Below are 20,207 nucleotides of genomic sequence, written 5' to 3' on the forward strand. Positions count from 1 at the left end.
TGTGAGAGAGAATACCAACGAGCAATATGGATTAACGCAAGCCCAGCGCCGAATATGGTTCATGGAAATTATGAATCCGGGAACGTCCATCACGATGCTTTCCGCAACCTACCAAATTATGGGCGAGATCGACACACAGCTTCTGGAGCAAGCGGCGGCAGAGATCGTCAAAACCTATGACGCTTTCCGAATCCGCATTAGCGGGGATTTGCAAAATCCAACGCAGTGGTTCGAAGATCCGGAGAATGTCCAAGCCAGGATAAGCCGCCTCGAATTAAGCACAACCGAACAATTCTATGCTTGGGTGAAAGAAGTAAGCGAAAAACCGGCCAGCGTGTTTGACGAATACCTCCACCAATTTACGATTATCCATTTCGCGAACGGCCAGGTATGGCTCAATTTGACGATAAATCATATTATCGCCGACGGTTTGTCCGTCACTGCCTTGCTGCATGCGGTGATGGAAAAATACCTGGAACTGCGCAAAGGCATCTCCAGCAGTTACCAGGCCCCTTCCTATCTGGATTATATTTCCGCGGAGCGTGAATATGAGCAATCGCAGCGTTATCAAAAAGGCAAGGAATACTGGCTGAAGAAGTACAGCACTTTGCCTGAAACGACCGGCATTAAATCGTATCCGCCATTCGCGATCGGCAGCGAAGCCAATAAACGGGCCATCACTTTGGACGGTTCCTGGTATGAACGCATTCTGGCCTTCAGCGAACAATATCAGGTCAGCTTATATACGTTATTTTTGTCCGCTATGTATGCCTTATTGTACAAGCTGACCGACAGCACCGATATTCCGGTCGGCACGGTTTTCGCCAATCGCACCAGCAAAAAGGAAAAAGAAACGATCGGCATGTTCGTCAGCACCGTGGCCACGCGGATTCGTCTGAATCCAGACGGGCACGTGCTTTCCTTGATCCAAACGGTTTCCAAGGAAAATACGGCGGATCTGCGGTATCAGAAATACCCTTATAACCAATTGATTCAGGATTTACGCGAACAACACGGCCGCAACGATCTTTCGGGGCTGTTCCGCACGTCTCTGGAATATCTGCCTTTGAAAATCGTGGAGTACGAAGAAATCAAGGTGCGTCTGGAGGCTCACTTCGCTAGGCACGAGATGGACGATTTGCTGCTGCGCTTCGACCATATGCTGAGTGAAGGCCATGTCATTCTCCATGCTTCCTATCGTACCGGCCTGTTCGAGACGGCCGAGATTGATCGGATTATGGAACAGTATGTAACTGTTCTGGACCAGTTTCTTCAGACTCCCGAACTGCCAGTACGCGAGATTTCTCTGCTGAGCGATGAGGAGAGACACCGCATTCTCAACGTGTTTAACCCGCCTGTGGCAGGGCTGAGCGAGGGAGAAGCGTTTCATCGGTATGTTGAAAAGTTGGCCCGGGAAATTCCGGATCATCCGGCAGTCGTCTACATGGACAAACAGCTGACCTACGGTGAATTGAACGAACGCGCTGAGCGGCTGGCTTCTCTCCTTCGTGAACAGGGCGTGGGAAGAGAGACGATTACGGGGATCTGGGCGGAGCGTTCGGTGGAACTGCTGGTCGGGGCGCTCGCCGTTTGGAAAGCCGGCGGAGCCTATGTACCGCTGGACCCCGATTATCCGGCGGAGCGGATTGAATACATGCTCAGCGATAGCGAAGCATCGGTGTTGCTTACGCAGCGTCATCTGTTGGAGCGGGCCGGAGGTTGGTTGGCCGATGACCGGCTGAAGCTTCAAGCTGTCTATGCCATGGACGATGAACAGATTTATAAGGGGGATGCCTTAGCCGTGGAATTTGAATCTGCCGGCAGCGCCCCGCAAGACTTGGCTTATGTGATTTACACCTCGGGTACGACGGGACGCCCGAAAGGCGTCATGATCGAGCACGGTAGTCTCGTGAATACGGCGGATGCGTACCGTCGCGAGTACCGGTTGGATCAGTTCCCGGTGCGGCTGCTGCAGCTGGCCAGCTTCTCGTTTGACGTGTTCGTCGGAGACATCGCGCGGACGCTGTATAACGGAGGCACGATGGTGATTGTGCCGAAGGACGACCGGATTGATCCGAACCGCTTATACGGCTGGATTCGGGAGCAAGACATTACGGTATTCGAATCGACGCCTGCGCTCATCCTGCCGTTCATGCAGCATCTTTATGAAGAAGGGCTGGACGTCAGCTCCATGCAGTTGCTGATTACCAGCTCGGATGCTTGCAGTGTCACCGATTACCGATTGCTGCAGGAAAGATTCGGCGGACAATTTCGCATCATCAACAGCTATGGCGTTACCGAAGCGGCCATTGACAGCAGCTTTTACGATGAGCCGCTGGACAAGCTGCCGCCGTCGGGTCATGTGCCGATCGGCAAAGCTTGGCTGAACGCCCGGTTTTACATTGTCGATGCCGCGTTAAAGCCGGTTCCTGTAGGGGTTCCGGGCGAGCTTGTCATCGGCGGCGCCGGGGTGGCGCGCGGGTACTGGAACCGTCCGGACCTAACCGCCGAGAAGTTTGCGGACAGCCCGTTTGTGCCGGGTGAACGTCTGTACCGGACAGGCGATTTGGCCCGCTGGCTGGAAGACGGCAACGTCGACTTCATCGGCCGGATCGACTATCAGGTGAAAATTCGCGGGTTCCGGATCGAACTCGGCGAAATTGAAACGGCCCTGCTGGGTTTTCCGGGCGTCAAGCAGGCTGTGGTGACCGACCGTATGGACGAGCAGGGGCAAAAGTATTTGTGCGGCTACGTGGCGGCGGATGCTTCCTTGCAGCTGAGCGATCTGCTGTCCCAATTGAAGCAAGAGCTGCCGGCGCATATGGTCCCGGCCCGGCTGGTGTCTCTTGATAAGCTTCCGCTCACGCCGAACGGCAAAATTGACCGTAAAGCGCTGCCTGAACCGACCGGAGAGATAGAAGCAGGACGTGAGCATGTGGCTCCTCGCACAACGCTGGAAACAAGACTTGCTCTCATTTGGCAGCAGGTGCTGGGGATTGCGCGAGTTGGAGTCCAAGACGATTTCTTTGACTTGGGTGGTCATTCCTTGCGGGCTTCCACGCTGGTTTCCAAGATTCGGAAAGAACTGCAAGTCGAGGTTCCGCTGCGGGACGTTTTCCGCTACACCACGATTGAACAGCTGGCCCAAAGAATTGGCGGTTTAAGGAAGCAGGAGGCGTATGAGATTACAAAGGCGGCTGAGGCCGAGTACTATCCGGTTTCATCCGAGCAAAAGCGTCTGTACGTCCTGCGCCAGCTTGACGGGGCCGAGCGCAGCTACAATATGTCGGCGGCGCTTCTTCTCGAAGGCAAGCTGGACCGCATGCGCGCCGAGCACGCGTTCCGGGCGCTGATTCAGCGCCATGAGACGCTGCGTACCGGGATCGAGCAGGTTCAAGGCGAGCTTGTACAGCGCATCTATGACGAGGTGGAGTTTGCTGTGGATTATTTCCATGCAAGCGAGCGGGAAGCGGAACAAGTGGTGGAAGCTTACTATCGCCCGTTTGATCTGACCAAGCCGCCGCTTCTCCGCATCGGCCTGATCGAAGTCGCCGAGGATCGCCACATTCTGCTGTTCGATATGCACCATATCGTCTCGGACGGCATTTCGACAGCGCTGCTCTTCGACGAGTTCAGCCGCCTGTATCGGGGCGAGGAGCTGGCTCCGCTGCGCATTCAATACAAAGATTATGCCGTTTGGCAGCATTCCGAAGCCTACGGGCAGATGCTCCAGCCGCAGAAGGAGTACTGGCTGGAACAGCTGTCGGGCGAGCTGCCGGTCTTGGAGCTGCCGACGGACTTCCCGCGGCCTGCGGTGCAAAGCTTTGACGGACGGACCGTGAAGTTTTATATCGGGAAAGAGAGGACGGAGAAGCTGAAAGAGCTGGCGGCACGGACGGGGACGACCCTGTACATGGTGCTGCTGTCGGCTTACTCCATCCTTATGCATAAATATTCGGGTCAGGAAGATCTGATCGTGGGAACGCCGATTGCCGGAAGAACGCAGGATGAAGTGCAGCCGATCGTAGGGATGTTTATCAACACGCTGGCCATTCGCAGCCGTCCAGAGCGTTCCAAACCTTACCTTTCGTACCTGGAAGAAATCAAGGACATCACGCTCGGGGCTTTCGAACACCAAAATTATTTGTTCGAAGACTTGGTGGAAAGTCTTTACATTCCGCGCGCGACCGGCCGGAATCCGCTCTTTGATACGTTCTTCTCCCTGCAAAATACGGAGAACGAGCAAATTGTCATCGAGGGGCTGGAGCAATCGTTTTATCTGCTGGAGAACCGAACATCCAAGTTCGAGCTGCTCATGGATATTTCGGAATTGGACGGTCAGCTCGAATGCCGGTTGGAGTACGCTACGGCTTTGTATAAACAGGAGACCGCGGAGCGGTTCGCCAGACATTATGACAAACTGCTCGAAACCATCGCAGCAGCGCCGGACGGGGATATTGCCTCGCTGGAAATGCTCACGGAGGAGGAAATCCGCTTGCTGGTGCGCGGTTTCAACGATTCGGAGGCGGACTACCCGCGGCAGCAGACGATTCACGGCTTGTTCGAAGAGCAGGCGGAGCTTTACCCGGACAACGTGGCCTCCGTCATGAACGAGCGGCAGATGACCTACCGCGAGCTGAACGAGCGATCCAACCGCCTTGCGCGGAAGCTGCGGGAGACGGGAGCAGAAGCGGACCAACTGGTAGCGATTCTGGCCGAACGCTCGCTCGATATGGTCGTCGGCATTCTGGCGATTCTCAAAGCGGGCGGAGCATATGTGCCTGTCGATCCCGACTACCCGGAGGAGCGCATCCGCTTCATGATCGAGGATTCGGGCGCGCCGTTATTGCTGATTCAAAAGCATCTGCACGAGAAGACCGACTTCGCAGGAACGCGCCTCGAACTGGATGATTTCGTTTGGGGCGACAGAGGGGCGGACTCCGAAGGTGCGCTGGACGCTTTGAACCTGGAGCCGATTTCCGGGCCGGGCAACCTGGCTTATGTCATCTACACGTCGGGAACGACCGGCAGACCGAAGGGAACGCTGATCGAGCATAAGAACGTCGTGCGCCTTTTGTTCAACGACAAGAACCTGTTCGACTTCGGGCCGTCCGACACGTGGACGCTGTTCCACTCGTTCTGCTTCGATTTCTCCGTCTGGGAAATGTACGGAGCGCTGCTGTATGGAGGCAAGCTGGTCATCGTACCGCCGCTCACGGCGAAAAATCCGGCCGATTTCCTGGCGCTGCTGGGCCGCGAACAGGTCACGATTTTGAACCAGACGCCAACGTACTTCTACCAACTGCTGCGTGAGGTCTTGGCGGACCATCCGTACGATCTGCGGATTCGCAATGTCATCTTCGGGGGCGAAGCGCTCAGTCCGCTGCTGCTCAAGGGCTTCAAGACGAAGTACCCGGAGACGAAGCTGATCAATATGTACGGCATTACCGAGACGACGGTTCACGTGACGTATAAGGAAATTACGTGGGTCGAGATTGAGGCGGCGAAGAGCAATATCGGCAAGCCGATTCCGACGCTGAGCGTGTACATCCTGGATGAAAATCGCCGCCCTGTGCCGATCGGCGTAGCAGGTGAAATGTACGTGGCCGGGGAAGGCCTGGCGAGAGGATACCTGAACCGTCCGGATCTGACGGCGGAGAAGTTCGTCGATTCCCCGTTTGCGGAGGGGGAGAAGCTGTACCGCTCGGGCGACTTGGCGGCTTGGCTGCCGGACGGCAACATCGAATACCTGGGCCGGATCGACCACCAGGTGAAAATCCGCGGGTACCGGATCGAGCTGGACGAAATCGAGACGCAGCTTCTGAACGTCGAGGGCGTGGAAGAAGCGGTGGTGCTCGCCTGTCAGGACGGCGGGGGCGAGAAGGCGCTTGTCGCCTACTTTGTGGCGGACCGGACGCTGACGGTCAGTGAAATGAGAACCTTGCTGGCCCAGGGAATGCCGGGGTACATGATCCCGTCGTACTTCGTGCAGCTGGAGCGCATGCCGCTGACGTCCAACGGCAAAGTGGACCGCAAAGCGCTGCCGGAGCCGCAAGGCGGCTTGCAAACGGGCGTCGAATACGTAGCGCCGCGTAACCGGACGGAGTCCCAGCTTGTGAAGATCTGGGGGGAAGTGCTGGGTTACTCCGGCATTGGAGTCCTGGACAATTTCTTTGAGCTCGGAGGCCACTCCTTGCGGGCGACGAACCTTGTCAGCAAGATTCGGAAGGAAATGAACGTCGAACTTCCGCTGCGCGATGTGTTCCGCTATACGACGGTAGAGTCGATGGCCGGGGTTATTGCCAGCTTGGAAGAAACGCAGCACAGCTCGATTCCGAAAGCGGAAGAGAAAGCGTACTATCCGGTTTCCTCCGCACAAAAAAGGCTGTACGTCCTGCACCAGCTGGATGACTCGGAGCTGAATTACAACCTCCCAAGCGCCTTGCAATTGGAGGGGGCTTTGAACGAGGCCAAATTGGAAAAGGCGCTGACTACTTTGGTGGCCCGGCACGATATGCTGCGCACCGGTTTTGAAATTGTGAATGGGGAGCCGGTTCAGCGTATTCATCCGTTCGCAGCTTTTAAGGTCCAGAAGCTTCAAGCAAGCGAAGATCAGGTTGCGGCCATTCTTGAAGGCTTCATTCAGCCTTTTGACTTGACCCAGCCGCCTTTGCTGCGCGCCCTGCTGATCGAACTGGAGAAAGAGAAATTCCTGCTCGCGCTGGATATTCATCATATTGGTTCGGACGGCCTTTCCATGGACGTGCTGCTGCGCGAATTCGTGCGGCTTTACAATGGAGAAGAATTGCCGGAGCTGCGGATTCAATACAAGGATTACGCCGTTTGGCAGCAATCCGAGGAGCAGCGCCAGCGCATCAGACGGCAGGAGGAATACTGGCGCGGGGTATTCAGCTCCGAGCTTCCGGTTCTTGAGCTGCCTCTCGACTTCTCCCGCCCGGCCGTCCAGCAGTTTGACGGTCAGACGCTCACGTTTACGCTGGATGCGGAGAAAAGCGAAGCTCTCAAACGGCTTGCCGGCGATTCGGGGGCGACGCTGTACATGCTTTTGCTGGCTGCGTACTCCGTATTGCTTCATAAATACGCGGGACAGGAAGATATCGTGGTCGGCACTCCGATTGCCGCCCGTTCTCACGCCGACCTGCAGCCGATTATCGGCATGTTCGTCAATACACTGGCCCTACGCTTGAATCCGGCGGCGGAGCGGACGTTCCTGGATTACTTGCAGGAAGTGAAGGAAACGACGCTTGGAGCCTATGAGCACCAGGACTATCCGTTCGAGGAGCTGGTGGAAGCTCTTCAGGTGAGACGGGATTTAAGCCGGAATCCGCTGTTTGACACCATGTTTTCTTTGCAAAAGCACGAAAGCTTGGATTTATCCCTGGAAGGCTTGCAATGGTCGCTGTTCGACATCGAGGAAAAGACGGCAAAGTTTGATCTTAGCTTAGATATCGTGGAAGCCGATAACGAGCTGGTTTGCAAGATCGAGTATGCTACCTCGTTGTTTAGACAGGAAACGATGGTACGGCTGGCGGCTCATTACGAGCAGCTTTTGGCGTCGATCCTGGCTCAGCCGGGTGCGCGTATTGCGGATTTGGATATTTTGACGGACAGCGAAAAGCATGATTTGCTGGTCGGGTTTGACGTGTCGTCTTCGGTTCTTGCGAAGCAACCCGCCGCAGAGGGTACAGGCTTGGAAGCGGATGAGTCGTGGAGAGAGAGAACGTTCCACGAGCTGTTCGAGGAGCAGGCGGAGCGCACTCCGGGAGCGCTGGCGGTTGTCTATGAAGACAGCAAGCTGACGTATGCGGAGCTGAACGCCAAAGCGAATCGTCTGGCGTATGCGCTGCGGGCGCGCGGGGTGAAGCCGGAGCAGGTGGTCGGCATTCTGGCCGGCCGTTCGGCGGAGCTGTTGATCGGGGTGCTCGCCGTATGGAAAGCGGGCGGCGCTTATGTGCCGCTCGACCCGGACTATCCGGCGGAACGGATCGAGTATATGCTCGCGGACAGCGGAGCGTCGGTGCTGCTCACGCAGACCCGCCTGCTGGAGCAGGTGGATGCTTGGCGCAGCGACGGAGCTCTAGTGCTGCAAACGGTGCTTGCGCTTGACGATGCCGCGACGTACAGCCTCGGAACGGCGGAAGCGGCTGCTGCCGAAACGCCCGCTACGGCAGAAGCCGAGAAGAACGTACAAGCGACTGATCTCGCATCGAATCCGGCGAATGTGAACAAGCCGCACGATTTGGCTTACGTCATCTACACCTCCGGTACGACGGGCCGTCCGAAGGGCGTGGCGGTGGAACACCGCAGCCTGGTGAACACGGCGGCGGGCTACCGGCGGGAATACCGGTTGGATCAGTTCCCGGTGCGGCTGCTGCAGCTCGCCAGCTTCTCATTCGACGTGTTCGTCGGCGACATTGCGCGGACGCTGTACAACGGCGGCACCATGGTCATCGTGCCGAAGGACGACCGGATTGATCCAACCCGACTCTACGGCTGGATTCGCGACTATGCCGTGACGGTGTTCGAATCGACTCCGGCGCTGATCGTGCCGTTCATGGAGCATGTGTATGCCGAGGGTCTGGATCTCAGCTCGATGCAGTTGCTGATCACAAGCTCGGATGCGTGCAGCGTAGCGGATTACCGCACCTTGCAGGAGCGCTTCGGCTCGCAGTTCCGTATTATTAACAGCTACGGCGTAACGGAAGCGGCGATTGACTCCAGCTTCTATGACGAGCCGCTGGAGAAGCTGCCGAAGACGGGCAGCGTGCCGATCGGGAAAGCGTGGCTGAACGCCAAGTTCTACATCGTGGATGCGAATCTGAAGCCGGTAGCGGTCGGGGTGTTGGGCGAGCTGATTATCGGCGGAGCGGGTGTGGCCCGCGGTTACTTGAACCGTCCGGATTTGACGGCGGAGAAATTCGTAGACAGCCCGTTCGCCGCTGGGGAGCGGCTGTACCGTACGGGCGACCTGGCGCGCTGGATGCCGGACGGCAACGTGGACTTCATCGGCCGGATCGACAATCAGGTGAAAATTCACGGCTATCGGATCGAGCTTGGAGAAATTGAAGCGGCCATGCAAAATGTTGCCGGCGTGCGTCAAGCGCTTGTCATCGATCGGACGGACGAGCGGGGGCAGAAATATTTGTGCGGGTATGTCGTAGCGGATTCCAGCTTCGATCTGGAAGGGCTTGTGGCCCATCTGGACGCCGCGCTGCCTTCCCATATGGTGCCTTCGCGCATCATGCGCCTGGATCAAATGCCGCTTACGCCGAACGGGAAGATCGACCGTAAAGCGCTGCCTGTGCCGGAAGGAAGCATTCGTGCCGAGGCTGCATACACGGCGCCTCGTACTCCTGCCGAGCAAGCACTTGCGTCGGTCTGGCAGTCGGTGCTGGGCGTGGATCAGGTCGGCACGATGGACAATTTCTTTGCGCTCGGCGGCGATTCGATCAAGGCCTTGCAGGTATCGTCCCGTCTTTTGCAAACGGGGTACAAGCTGGTCATGAAAGATTTGTTCCATTACCCGACGATTTCCGCCCTTAGTTTGCAGCTGCAAACGGCGGAGAGAACGGCAAGCCAGGCCGAAGTGACGGGAGAGGTCATCTTGACCCCGATTCAGCGCTGGTTCTTTGAACAAAATCCGGCCGACGTGCATCACAGCAACCAGGCGTTCACGCAGTTCTCCAAGCAAGGCTTTGACGAAGAAGCTTTACGCCAAGCGGTGCGTCAGCTTGTCGTGCATCACGATGCTCTCCGTACGGTTTACCGCCAAACCGAGAACGGCTATACCGCCTGGAACCGCGGCGCCGGGGAGAACGAAGCGCTGTTCGATCTGGAAGTGGTCGATTGCAAGGGAGCCCGCGACGTGAAAGAAGCGGTAGAGGCAAAGGCAAATGACATTCAAGCGAGCATCGATCTGGAAAACGGCCCGCTGGTGAAGCTTGGCTTGTTCCGCTGCGACGACGGCGACCACCTGCTCATCGCGATCCATCACTTGGTCGTAGACGGCGTATCCTGGCGGATTCTGCTTGAGGATTTTGCTGCCGGCTATGAGCAGGCGCTGCAAGGGCAGCCGATCCGTCTGCCGCTCAAAACGGATTCATTCCAAACGTGGGCGAAACAGCTCGCTGATTATGCGAACGGTCCGGCGATGGAAAGCGAGAGAGAGTATTGGCAGCATATCGAGCAATTGAGCTATGAGCCGCTTCCAAAAGATTTTGAACAAGGCAGATCCAAGCTGAAGGACAGCGGTCTCGTGACCGTTCGCTGGACAGCGGAGGAAACCGAACAGCTGCTGAAGCAGGCACACCGTGCTTACTGTACGGAAATGAACGATTTGCTGCTTGCCGCGCTTGGCCTCGCGGTACAAGCTTGGAGCGGCCGGGGACGCGTGCTGGTGAATCTTGAAGGCCACGGCCGGGAAGATATTTTGCCGGATGTGGACATTACGCGCACGGTAGGCTGGTTTACAAGCCAATTCCCTGTCGTTCTGGAGCCGGGTCACGCCCAGGCGCTCGGTCATCAGGTGAAACAGGTTAAAGAAAGCTTGCGCCGCATTCCGAGCAAAGGAATCGGCTACGGCATCCTGCGTTATTTGTCGGTGCCGCGTCACGGCGAGCGCTTCGCTTTGGAGCCGGAGATCAGCTTTAACTATTTGGGTCAGTTCGACCAGGATTACGAAAGCAGCGGCTCGCAGCCGTCTCCGTTCAGCCCGGGCTCCGATTCAAGCCCGAATGCAGTGATGGATTTTGTCCTCGATATCAACGGTATGGTCTCGGAAGGAGTGCTGGAACTCACGATCCGTTATGGGGAAATCCAGTATAAACGGGAAACGGTAGAGCGCCTGGGCACCCTGCTTCAATCGAGCTTGCGCGAAGTCATCAGCCATTGCGTATCGAAAGAGCGGCCGGAGCTTACGCCTAGCGACGTTCTGCTTCAAGATGTGACGGTGGAGGAACTGGAGCGGCTGGCTGAACATACGGCGGCGCTCGGCGAACTGGAGAATGTTTACACCCTGACTCCGCTGCAAAAAGGGATGTTGTTCCACAGCCTGCTGGATGCCGGTTCGGAAGCTTACTTCGAACAGGTGACCTTCGATCTGTACGGAAGCCTGAATGTCGAAGCCTTCACCCAAGGATTGGATACGCTGGTGCAGCGGAATGAGGCGCTGCGGACCAACTTTATTACCGGCTGGAGAGACGAGCCGATTCAAGTGGTATTCCGCGAGCGGAAGTGTGAAGTGTACTTCGAGGATATTCGCTCGGTAAGTGATGAAGACCCGGCGAAGACGATAGCCGATTTCGTCAGCGCGGATAAAGCGAACAAGTTCGATTTGGCCCGAGGCTCTCTTATGCGCGTGACAGTTTTGCGCACGGGCGACGAGTCCTATCATGTGATCTGGAGTCATCATCATATTTTGATGGACGGCTGGTGCATGTCCTTCATGATCAAGGAAGTGTTCGACACCTACTTCGCGTATCAGGAGAAGCGGACGCCGGAGCTTCCTCCGGTTACCTCGTACTCCCGATATATCGAATGGCTAGAAGCTCAAGATGCCGCGAAAGCTTCGCGTTACTGGTCCGAGTATTTGGCGGGTTACGATCAGCAGACCAGGCTGCCCCAGGAGAAAACGCAGCTGAAGCAGGGCTCTTTTGAAGCGGCTGAAATCGATGTGGAACTCAGCAAGGAACTGACCGGGCAAATCGAGCGGGTTGCGCGTCAGCAGCAGGTGACGCTCAATACGTTCATGCAGACCGTATGGGGACTGGTTCTACAGATATACAACAACAGCGAGGATGTCGTATTCGGCTCCGTTGTATCCGGGCGTCCGGCGGAAATTCCGGGCATCGAAAGCATGATCGGCCTGTTTATTAATACGATCCCGGTCCGTATTCAAGGCAAAGCTGAGGAGACGGTAGCCGATATCTTGAGAAAAACCCAGGATCAAGCGCTGGCATCGGGAGCTTACGAAACGTTCCCGCTGTTCGAAATTCAGTCGCTGAGCGAGCAAAAGCGCGACTTGATCAATCATATTATGGTCTTTGAAAATTATCCGATGGAAGAACAGATTGAGCAGGTGGTCGGCGGAGACAAAGAAGCGCTGAAAATCGCTAATATCCAGTCGCCGGAGCAAACGAACTACGACCTGGACATTACCGTCATTCCGGAAGAGCATATTATGCTGCGGTTTACGTACAATGCGCTGACGTACAGAGAGGAAGACATCAGGCAGATCCACGGTCACTTTGCCCGGGCACTGGAGAAGGTTGCGGCTAACCCGAACATCCGCGTGAATCAGTTGGAGCTTTTGACACCAGCGGAAAAAGACCAAATTCTCGGCGCGTTTAACCCGGCGCAGCCGGAAGCGGCTCCTGCGGCCGCGTTCCACCGGCTGTTCGAGGAACAGGCGAAACGCACGCCGGAAGCGGAGGCCGTTGTGTACGAAAACGACCGGCTGACGTATGCGGAGCTGAACGAGCGGGCGAACCGCTTGGCGGCCACGCTGCGCGCAAGCGGCATCGGCCGGGAGACGATCGTCGGCATTCTCGCCGAGCGTTCGGTGGACTTGCTGGTGGCCGTGCTGGCCGTCTGGAAAGCGGGCGGGGCGTATGTGCCGCTCGACCCGGATTATCCGGCGGACCGCGTGCGGTTCATGCTTGAAGATAGCGGAGCGAAGGTACTGCTGACGCAAACGCCGCTGCGAGAGCGTGCCGAAGCCTGGCTCGGCGAAGAGGAGCTGGCGCTGGCGGCGGTGCTGTATCTCGACGACGAAGCGTCGTACAGCGAGGAGCGGGCGAATGCGCCGATTGGCTCCGGCATGGTCTCCGGCAAGCTGACGGATGCTGTGGACGACGGCGATGAGAGCCATCAGCATGTCGGCACCGACAGCTTCCATGAAGCCCGTCCGGAGGATCTGGCGTACGTGATCTATACGTCGGGAACGACGGGCAAGCCGAAGGGCGTGATGATCGAGCACCGCAGCCTGGTGAACACGGCGGCGGGCTACCGGCGGGAATACCGGTTGGATCAGTTCCCGGTGCGCCTGCTGCAGCTCGCCAGCTTCTCGTTCGACGTGTTCGTGGGAGATATCGCGCGGACGCTGTACAACGGAGGCACGATGGTGATTGTGCCGAAGGACGATCGGATCGATCCGTCTCGTCTCCACCACTGGATGGAGCGGGAGCGGGTCACCATCTTCGAATCGACGCCGGCGCTGATCGTGCCGTTCCTGGAGTACGTGCACGAGCAGCGGCTGGATATGAGCGGGATGGAGCTGTTGATCACGAGTTCGGACAGCTGCAGCGTGGCGGATTACCGGACCTTGCACGAGCGCTTCGGCTCGTTGTTCCGGATCATCAACGCATACGGAGTGACGGAAGCGGCGATCGACTCCAGCTTCTACGACGAGGAGCTGGCGAAGCTGCCGCAGACAGGCCATGTGCCGATCGGCAAAGCGTGGCTGAATGCGAAATTCTACATCGTGGATGCGCATCTGAACCCGGTGCCGGTCGGGGTGCTGGGCGAGCTGGTGATCGGCGGAGTCGGCGTGGCGCGCGGGTACTTGAACCGTCCGGAGCTGACGGAAGAGAAGTTCGTAGACAGTCCGTTCGCCGCGGGCGAGCGGCTGTACCGCACGGGCGACTTGGCGCGGTGGATGGAGGACGGGAACGTGGACTTCATCGGCCGGATCGACAACCAGGCGAAAATCCGGGGGTACCGGATCGAGACGGGTGAAGTCGAAGCGAAGCTGCTGAGTGTAGGTGGCGTGAAGGAAGCGGTCGTCGTCGTCAGGGAAGATCAAGAAGGTCAGAAAGCTTTGTGCGCTTATTATACAGCAGAAGAAGGCTTGACGGCGGCGGACCTGAAGCGGGCGATTGCCAGCGAGCTGCCGGGGTACATGATCCCGTCGTACTTCGTGGAGCTGGAGCGCCTGCCTCTGACGCCGAACGGAAAGATCGACCGGAAGGCGCTGCCGGCACCGGAAGGGGGAGCAGGCGGAGGCCGCGAATACGTGGCGCCGCGCACCGAACTGGAGGCGAAGCTGGCCGCCATTTGGCAGGAGGTGCTTGTTCGGGAGAAGACGGTAGGCGTAACGGACAACTTCTTCGACCTCGGCGGACACTCCCTGCGGGCGACGACGCTTGTCAGCAAAATGCATAAGGAGCTAGGCGTTGAATTCCCGCTTCGCGACGTATTCCGCTACTCGACGGTTGAGGAAATGGCCGCGGCTATGGAGCGGCTGGAGATCGGCTCGTTCACGGCTATTCCGGCTGCGGAACCTAGCGAGTATTATCCGCTGTCTTCCGCTCAGAAACGTCTCTATATCTTGAACCAGCTGGAAGGAGGCGAGCTGAGCTACAACATACCGGGAGCAATGCTGCTCGAAGGGGAGCTCGACCGGCAGCGGTTTGAAGAAGCGTTCCGCGGGCTCGTAGCTCGTCATGAAACGCTGCGTACCGGCTTTGAGATGGTAAAAGGCGAAGCGGTTCAGCGGATTTACGAAGAAGCTGCCTTCCAGGTGGAATATGTGCAGATTAGCGGGGAGCAGGCGGAAGAAACGGTGCGCCAATTCGTTCGTCCGTTTGATCTGGCGAAGCCGCCACTTCTGCGGGTAGGCCTTGCCGAACTGGCGCCGGACCGGCACATTCTGATGTTCGATACGCATCATATCGTATCTGACGGCGTTTCGATGGACGTACTGATCGAAGAGTTCGTCCGCTTGTACAGCGGGGAGCCGTTGGAGCCGCTCCGCATCCAGTACAAAGATTATGCGGTATGGCAGCAATCGGACGAGCAGAAAGCTCAGCTTGCCAAGCAGGAAGCCTACTGGCTCGACATGTTCCGCGGAGAGCTGTCGGTTTTGGAATTGCCGACGGACTATCCGCGCCCGGCTATGCAGAGCTACGAGGGCCGCACGCTGCAATTGTTTATGCATAAGGAGAAAAGCGAGGGTCTGAAACGGCTTGCAGCCGAGAACGGCGCAACGCTTTACATGGTTCTGCTTGCGGCGTATAACGTGCTTCTGCATAAATATTCAGGCCAGGAAGACGTGGTGGTCGGTACACCGATTGCGGGAAGAAATCACAGCGACGTTCAGCAGCTGATCGGGATGTTCGTTAATTCCCTGGCTATCCGCAGTTATCCGGCTGCCGGTAAGACGTTCCTTGACTACTTAAAGGAAATCAAGGAGACGACGCTGGGCGCTTTTGAACATCAAAATTATCCGTTTGAGGAACTGGTGGATAAGGTGAATGTGGCTCGCGATTTAAGCCGCAATCCGCTGTTCGATACGATGTTTGCTTTGCAGAATACAGAGAATTTGGAAATCGAGCTTCCTGGACTGCATTTGTCAACGTATACCAGCGAGGAGATTGTTTCTAAATTCGATCTCAGCTTGGACGTCACGGAGATCGAGGAAGGCTTGGAATATTTGTTTGAATACGCCACTGCTCTTTATAAAACCGAAACGGTGGAGAAATTGGCCGCTCACTACTTGCAGCTGCTTGAATCCATTCTCCGCAACCCGTCGGCGACTATTGCCGAGCTGGGCATTTTGACACCGGCGGAAAAAGAGCAAATTCTCGGCGCGTTTAACCCGGCGCAGCCGGAAGCGGCTCCTGCGGCGGCGTTCCACCGGCTGTTCGAGGAACAGGCGGAACGCACGCCGGAAGCGGCGGCCGTCGTGTACGAGAACGACCGGCTGACGTATGCGGAGCTGAACGAGCGGGCGAACCGCTTGGCGGCCACGCTGCGCGCAAGCGGCATCGGCCGGGAGTCAATCGTCGGCATTCTCGCCGAGCGTTCGGTGGACTTGCTGGTGGCCGTGCTGGCCGTCTGGAAAGCGGGCGGGGCGTATGTGCCGCTCGATCCCGATTATCCGGCAGACCGCGTGCGGTTCATGCTCGAAGATAGCGGAGTGAAGGTGCTGCTGACGCAAACGCCGCTGCAAGAGCGTGCCGAAGCCTGGCTCGGCGAAGAGGAGCTGGCGCTGGCAGCGGTGCTGTACCTAGACGACGAAGCGTCGTACAGCGAGGAGCGGGCGAATGCGGCGATTGGCTCCGGCATTGTTTCCGGCAAGCTGACGGATGCTGTGGACGACGGCGATGAGAGCCATCAGCATGTCGGCACCGACAGCTTCCATGAAGCCCGTCCGGAGGATCTGGCGTACGTGATCTATACGTCGGGAACGACGGGCAAGCCGAAGGGCGTGATGATTGAGCACCGCAGCCTGGTGAACACGGCGGCGGGCTACCGGCGGGAATACCGGTTGGATCAGTTCCCGGTGCGCCTGCTGCAGCTCGCAAGCTTCTCGTTCGACGTGTTCGTGGGAGATATCGCGCGGACGTTGTACAACGGAGGCACGATGGTGATTGTGCCGAAGGACGACCGGATCGATCCGTCTCGTCTCCACCACTGGATGGAGCGGGAGCGGGTCACCATCTTCGAATCGACGCCGGCGCTGATCGTGCCGTTCCTGGAGTACGTGCACGAGCAGGGGCTGGATATGAGCGGGATGGAGCTGTTGATCACGAGCTCGGACAGCTGCAGCGTGGCGGATTACCGGACCTTGCAGGAACGCTTCGGCTCGTTGTTCCGGATCATCAACGCCTACGGCGTGACGGAAGCGGCGATCGACTCCAGCTTCTACGACGAGGAGCTGACGAAGCTGCCGCAGACAGGCCATGTGCCGATCGGCAAAGCGTGGCTGAATGCGAAATTCTACATCGTGGACGCGCATCTGAACCCGGTGCCGATCGGGGTGCTGGGCGAGCTGGTTATCGGCGGAGTCGGCGTGGCGCGCGGGTACTTGAACCGTCCGGAGCTGACGGAAGAGAAGTTCATAGACAGTCCGTTCGCCGCGGGCGAGCGGCTGTACCGCACGGGCGACTTGGCGCGGTGGATGGAGGACGGGAACGTGGACTTCATCGGCCGGATCGACAACCAGGCGAAAATCCGGGGCTACCGGATTGAGACGGGCGAAGTCGAAGCGAAGATGCTGAGTGTAGGTGGCGTGAAGGAAGCGGTCGTTGTCGTCAGGGAAGATCAAGAAGGTCAGAAAGCTTTGTGCGCTTATTATACAGCGGAAGAAGGCTTGACGGCGGCGGACCTGAAGCGGGCGATTGCCAGCGAGCTGCCGGGGTACATGATCCCGTCGTACTTCGTGGAGCTGGAGCGCCTGCCTCTGACACCGAACGGAAAGATCGATCGGAAGGCGCTGCCTGCGCCGGAAGGGGGAGCAAGCGCAGGCCGCGAATACGTGGCGCCGCGCACCGAACTGGAGGCGAAGCTGGCCGCCATTTGGCAGGATGTGCTTGTTCGGGAGAAGGCGGTAGGCGTAACGGACAACTTCTTCGACCTCGGCGGGCACTCCCTGCGGGCGACGACGCTGGTCAGCAAGGTGCACAAGGAGCTGAGCGTGGACCTGCCGCTGCGCGATGTGTTCCGGCACTCGACCATCGAAGCGATGGCCGAAGCGATCAGCCAATTGGAGCGGCAAGAACACCTCTCCATTCCGGTTCTGGATAAGAGGGATTACTATCCGCTTTCCTCCGTGCAAAAACGGCTGTACATCCAGCAGCAGATGGAAGGCGCCGAGCTTAGCTACAACATGTCCGGCATGACGGTTCTCGTCGGGCGCTTGGAACGAAATCAATTCGAGGCGGCGCTCAAAGGATTGATCGCTCGTCACGAAATTTTGCGAACCGGCTTCGAAATGGTCGACGGTGAACCGGTACAACGGATTTATCCGGACTTGAAGTTTGCCGTCGAGTATACGAAAGCGACGGAAAGTGAAACGAAGAGCATCGCAGACGGCTTTGTGCGCGTCTTTGATTTGGAGCGGCCGCCGCTGCTGCGTGTGGGCTTAGTCGAATGGGAAGCGGAGCGGCATCTGCTCATGCTGGACATTCATCATATCGTCACGGATGGCATGTCGATGGGCATCTTCGTCGAAGAGCTGCTGCGCCTGTATAACGGCGAGACGCTGGAACCGCTTCGGATTCATTACAAGGAATTCGCCGCTTGGCAGCAGTCCGAACCTGTAAAAGAGCGGCTGAAACGTCAGGAAGCCTACTGGCTGGACATGCTGGAAGGCGAACTCCCGACGCTTGAACTGCCTACGGACTTTATCAGACCTGCCGCTCGCAGCTTTGAGGGAGATGTGCTGCCTTTCAGCATCGACAAGCAGATGACCGACAGCTTGCAGCGCATCGCCGATGAGAACGGTGCCACCCTTTATATGGTGTTATCGGCGGTCTATTCGATCCTGCTCAGCAAGTACTCGGGACAAGAAGACTTCATTGTAGGCACGCCGGTTTCGGGCCGCACACATGCCGACCTGGAGCCGCTCATCGGAATGTTTGTCAACACTTTGGCGATTCGCCATTATCCGTCCGGGGAGAAGACGTTCCTCGCCTACTTGAACGAAGTTAAAGAAACGATGCTGGGGGCCTACGACCACCAGGATTATCCGTTCGAGGAGCTAGTGAAAAAGCTGCAGGCGCCGCGAGATCAAAGCCGCAATCCTGTATTCGATGTTATGTTTGCTCTGGAAACGAAGGAAGATAACGTTCACAGCTTCGGAGATATCAAGATCGAATCATATCCGGAAACCCATACGGTTTCCCAATTTGATCTTACCTTGGTCATTTCGTTGCTGGATGAGGGAATGAACGGGCAGTTTGAATATGCGACCAAGTTGTTTACGCGCAATCTGATCGATAATTTCGCTCAGGACCTGCTCGTGATCATCACCCAAATTTGCGAACAGCCTTCGGTGCTGTTGAAGGATATTTCCCTGAACGGGCAATCCGAACAGGAGCAAGATGTGCTAGAGGCCATTGATATTATTTTCTAATCCCTTACCCGGCTTGGGTGTATGCCGTATTTCTCTCGGCACGCATCCTGCCGGGTGTTTTTTTCCAAATGAAAGGGAAAAATCCACCACAGGAATCTGACGTCAAGTGCCGCTGAGTAACGATTTCAATTTATTAGAAAATCAACAAAACACAATCTTAGTTTACCTTTGGTATACTAAGAATCAAACCATTTAAACAGAGATAATTCCACCATAAAATCCGAATACCCGAAAAACGAAAAGAAGTAATTGCCGATCGTTGCAGACGAGTTTAATCTTTTGACTATGACACCAGAAGAACAACAAAAGGCACACGAAGACTACAGGAAGAAATACAGATATCTAAAACGTGCGCCGCGGCTACTCGTTTACTACTACCTCATAGGGGAAAAGTTCCGAAATACAATGGCCGAAATAGGCCGCAGGAAGGGCTGAGAGAGAGAGCCGACGACGTTCTGAGTAAGGAATTTCAACAGGAATGCTAGGCTTGGAATCGATCTCACCGGCAAAATTATGCCGCAAGCATAATCAGGTGGATCCGGACCTGCTCCAGCAGGTTTTCGAGCGGCTGGCTATGCAGATTTTGTCTAGGCATGGCTGTTCGATAGCAGACCGCAAAGCACTCCGGATTATCGACTCTACCACCGTTGCTCTTTGCTTGCGGAGGTACAAGTGGGCCGACTTTCGCAAGACCAAGGCAGGTATAAAGCTTCACCTCCGCCTTGCTTTTGCAGATACTCATGAGGTCCTGCCAGAGAAGGCAACCATTACGACAGCCAAGAAAATGACCGGACACAGATGGATGACCTTATCGAAGATGCCGGAATCACCTATGTGTTGACCGCGGTTACGTGGACTACAAATCATTCGATCGTTATTGCTCGGACGGGATATACTTCGTGACTCGCTCGCTTAAAGGAGAACACGGTGATCGAACCGCTCCAATCGCTTGAAATTTCAGAGGACAGCAAGGTCACCTTGGATGAATGGGTGCTGGTAGGTTCCACGCAAAAGCGGATGAAGCACAAGCTTCGCATGATGGCAACAACCGATTCACAGGGCAATTTTCTCATTCTGCTCACCAACCGTTTCGATCTGTCTTGCGATGAAATCAGTGAGATGTACCGCAGGCGCAGGGCCATTGAGACCTTCTTCAAATGGATGAAGCAGCACCTGAAGATTAAGCATTTCTATGGAACAAGCAAACAGGCCGTGCACAACCAGGTTTGGCGACACTCATCGCTTTTTGCCTGCTTATGCTGGCCAAACTGGACGCGAACGTAGAGCACTCCCTCCTGCAAATCCAGCGGTGGCTGAAGGCTCTGATTTG

2 protein-coding genes and 1 pseudogene are annotated in these 20,207 nt (G+C 56.8%); all 3 read left to right on the plus strand.

The window, feature by feature from the left end; genetic code table 11:
• Position 1: 1 nt before the first annotated feature.
• Positions 2-18,877, plus strand: a complete 18,876-nt coding sequence (locus tag OCY70_RS00345) for a non-ribosomal peptide synthase/polyketide synthase (RefSeq protein WP_261944484.1) — start codon at positions 2-4, stop codon at positions 18,875-18,877.
• A 487-nt stretch (positions 18,878-19,364) separates the two neighbouring features.
• Complete coding sequence (locus tag OCY70_RS00350) at positions 19,365-19,718, plus strand: hypothetical protein (RefSeq protein ID WP_213428309.1); 354 nt, start codon at positions 19,365-19,367, stop codon at positions 19,716-19,718.
• 80 nt (positions 19,719-19,798) lie between these two features.
• Positions 19,799-20,161 (plus strand): annotated as a pseudogene (locus OCY70_RS00355) (transposase); the annotation flags it as partial.
• Positions 20,162-20,207 lie beyond the last annotated feature (46 nt).

Origin of the sequence: Paenibacillus melissococcoides (assembly GCA_944800085.1) — a bacterium.
GTDB lineage: Bacteria > Bacillota > Bacilli > Paenibacillales > Paenibacillaceae > Paenibacillus_B > Paenibacillus_B melissococcoides.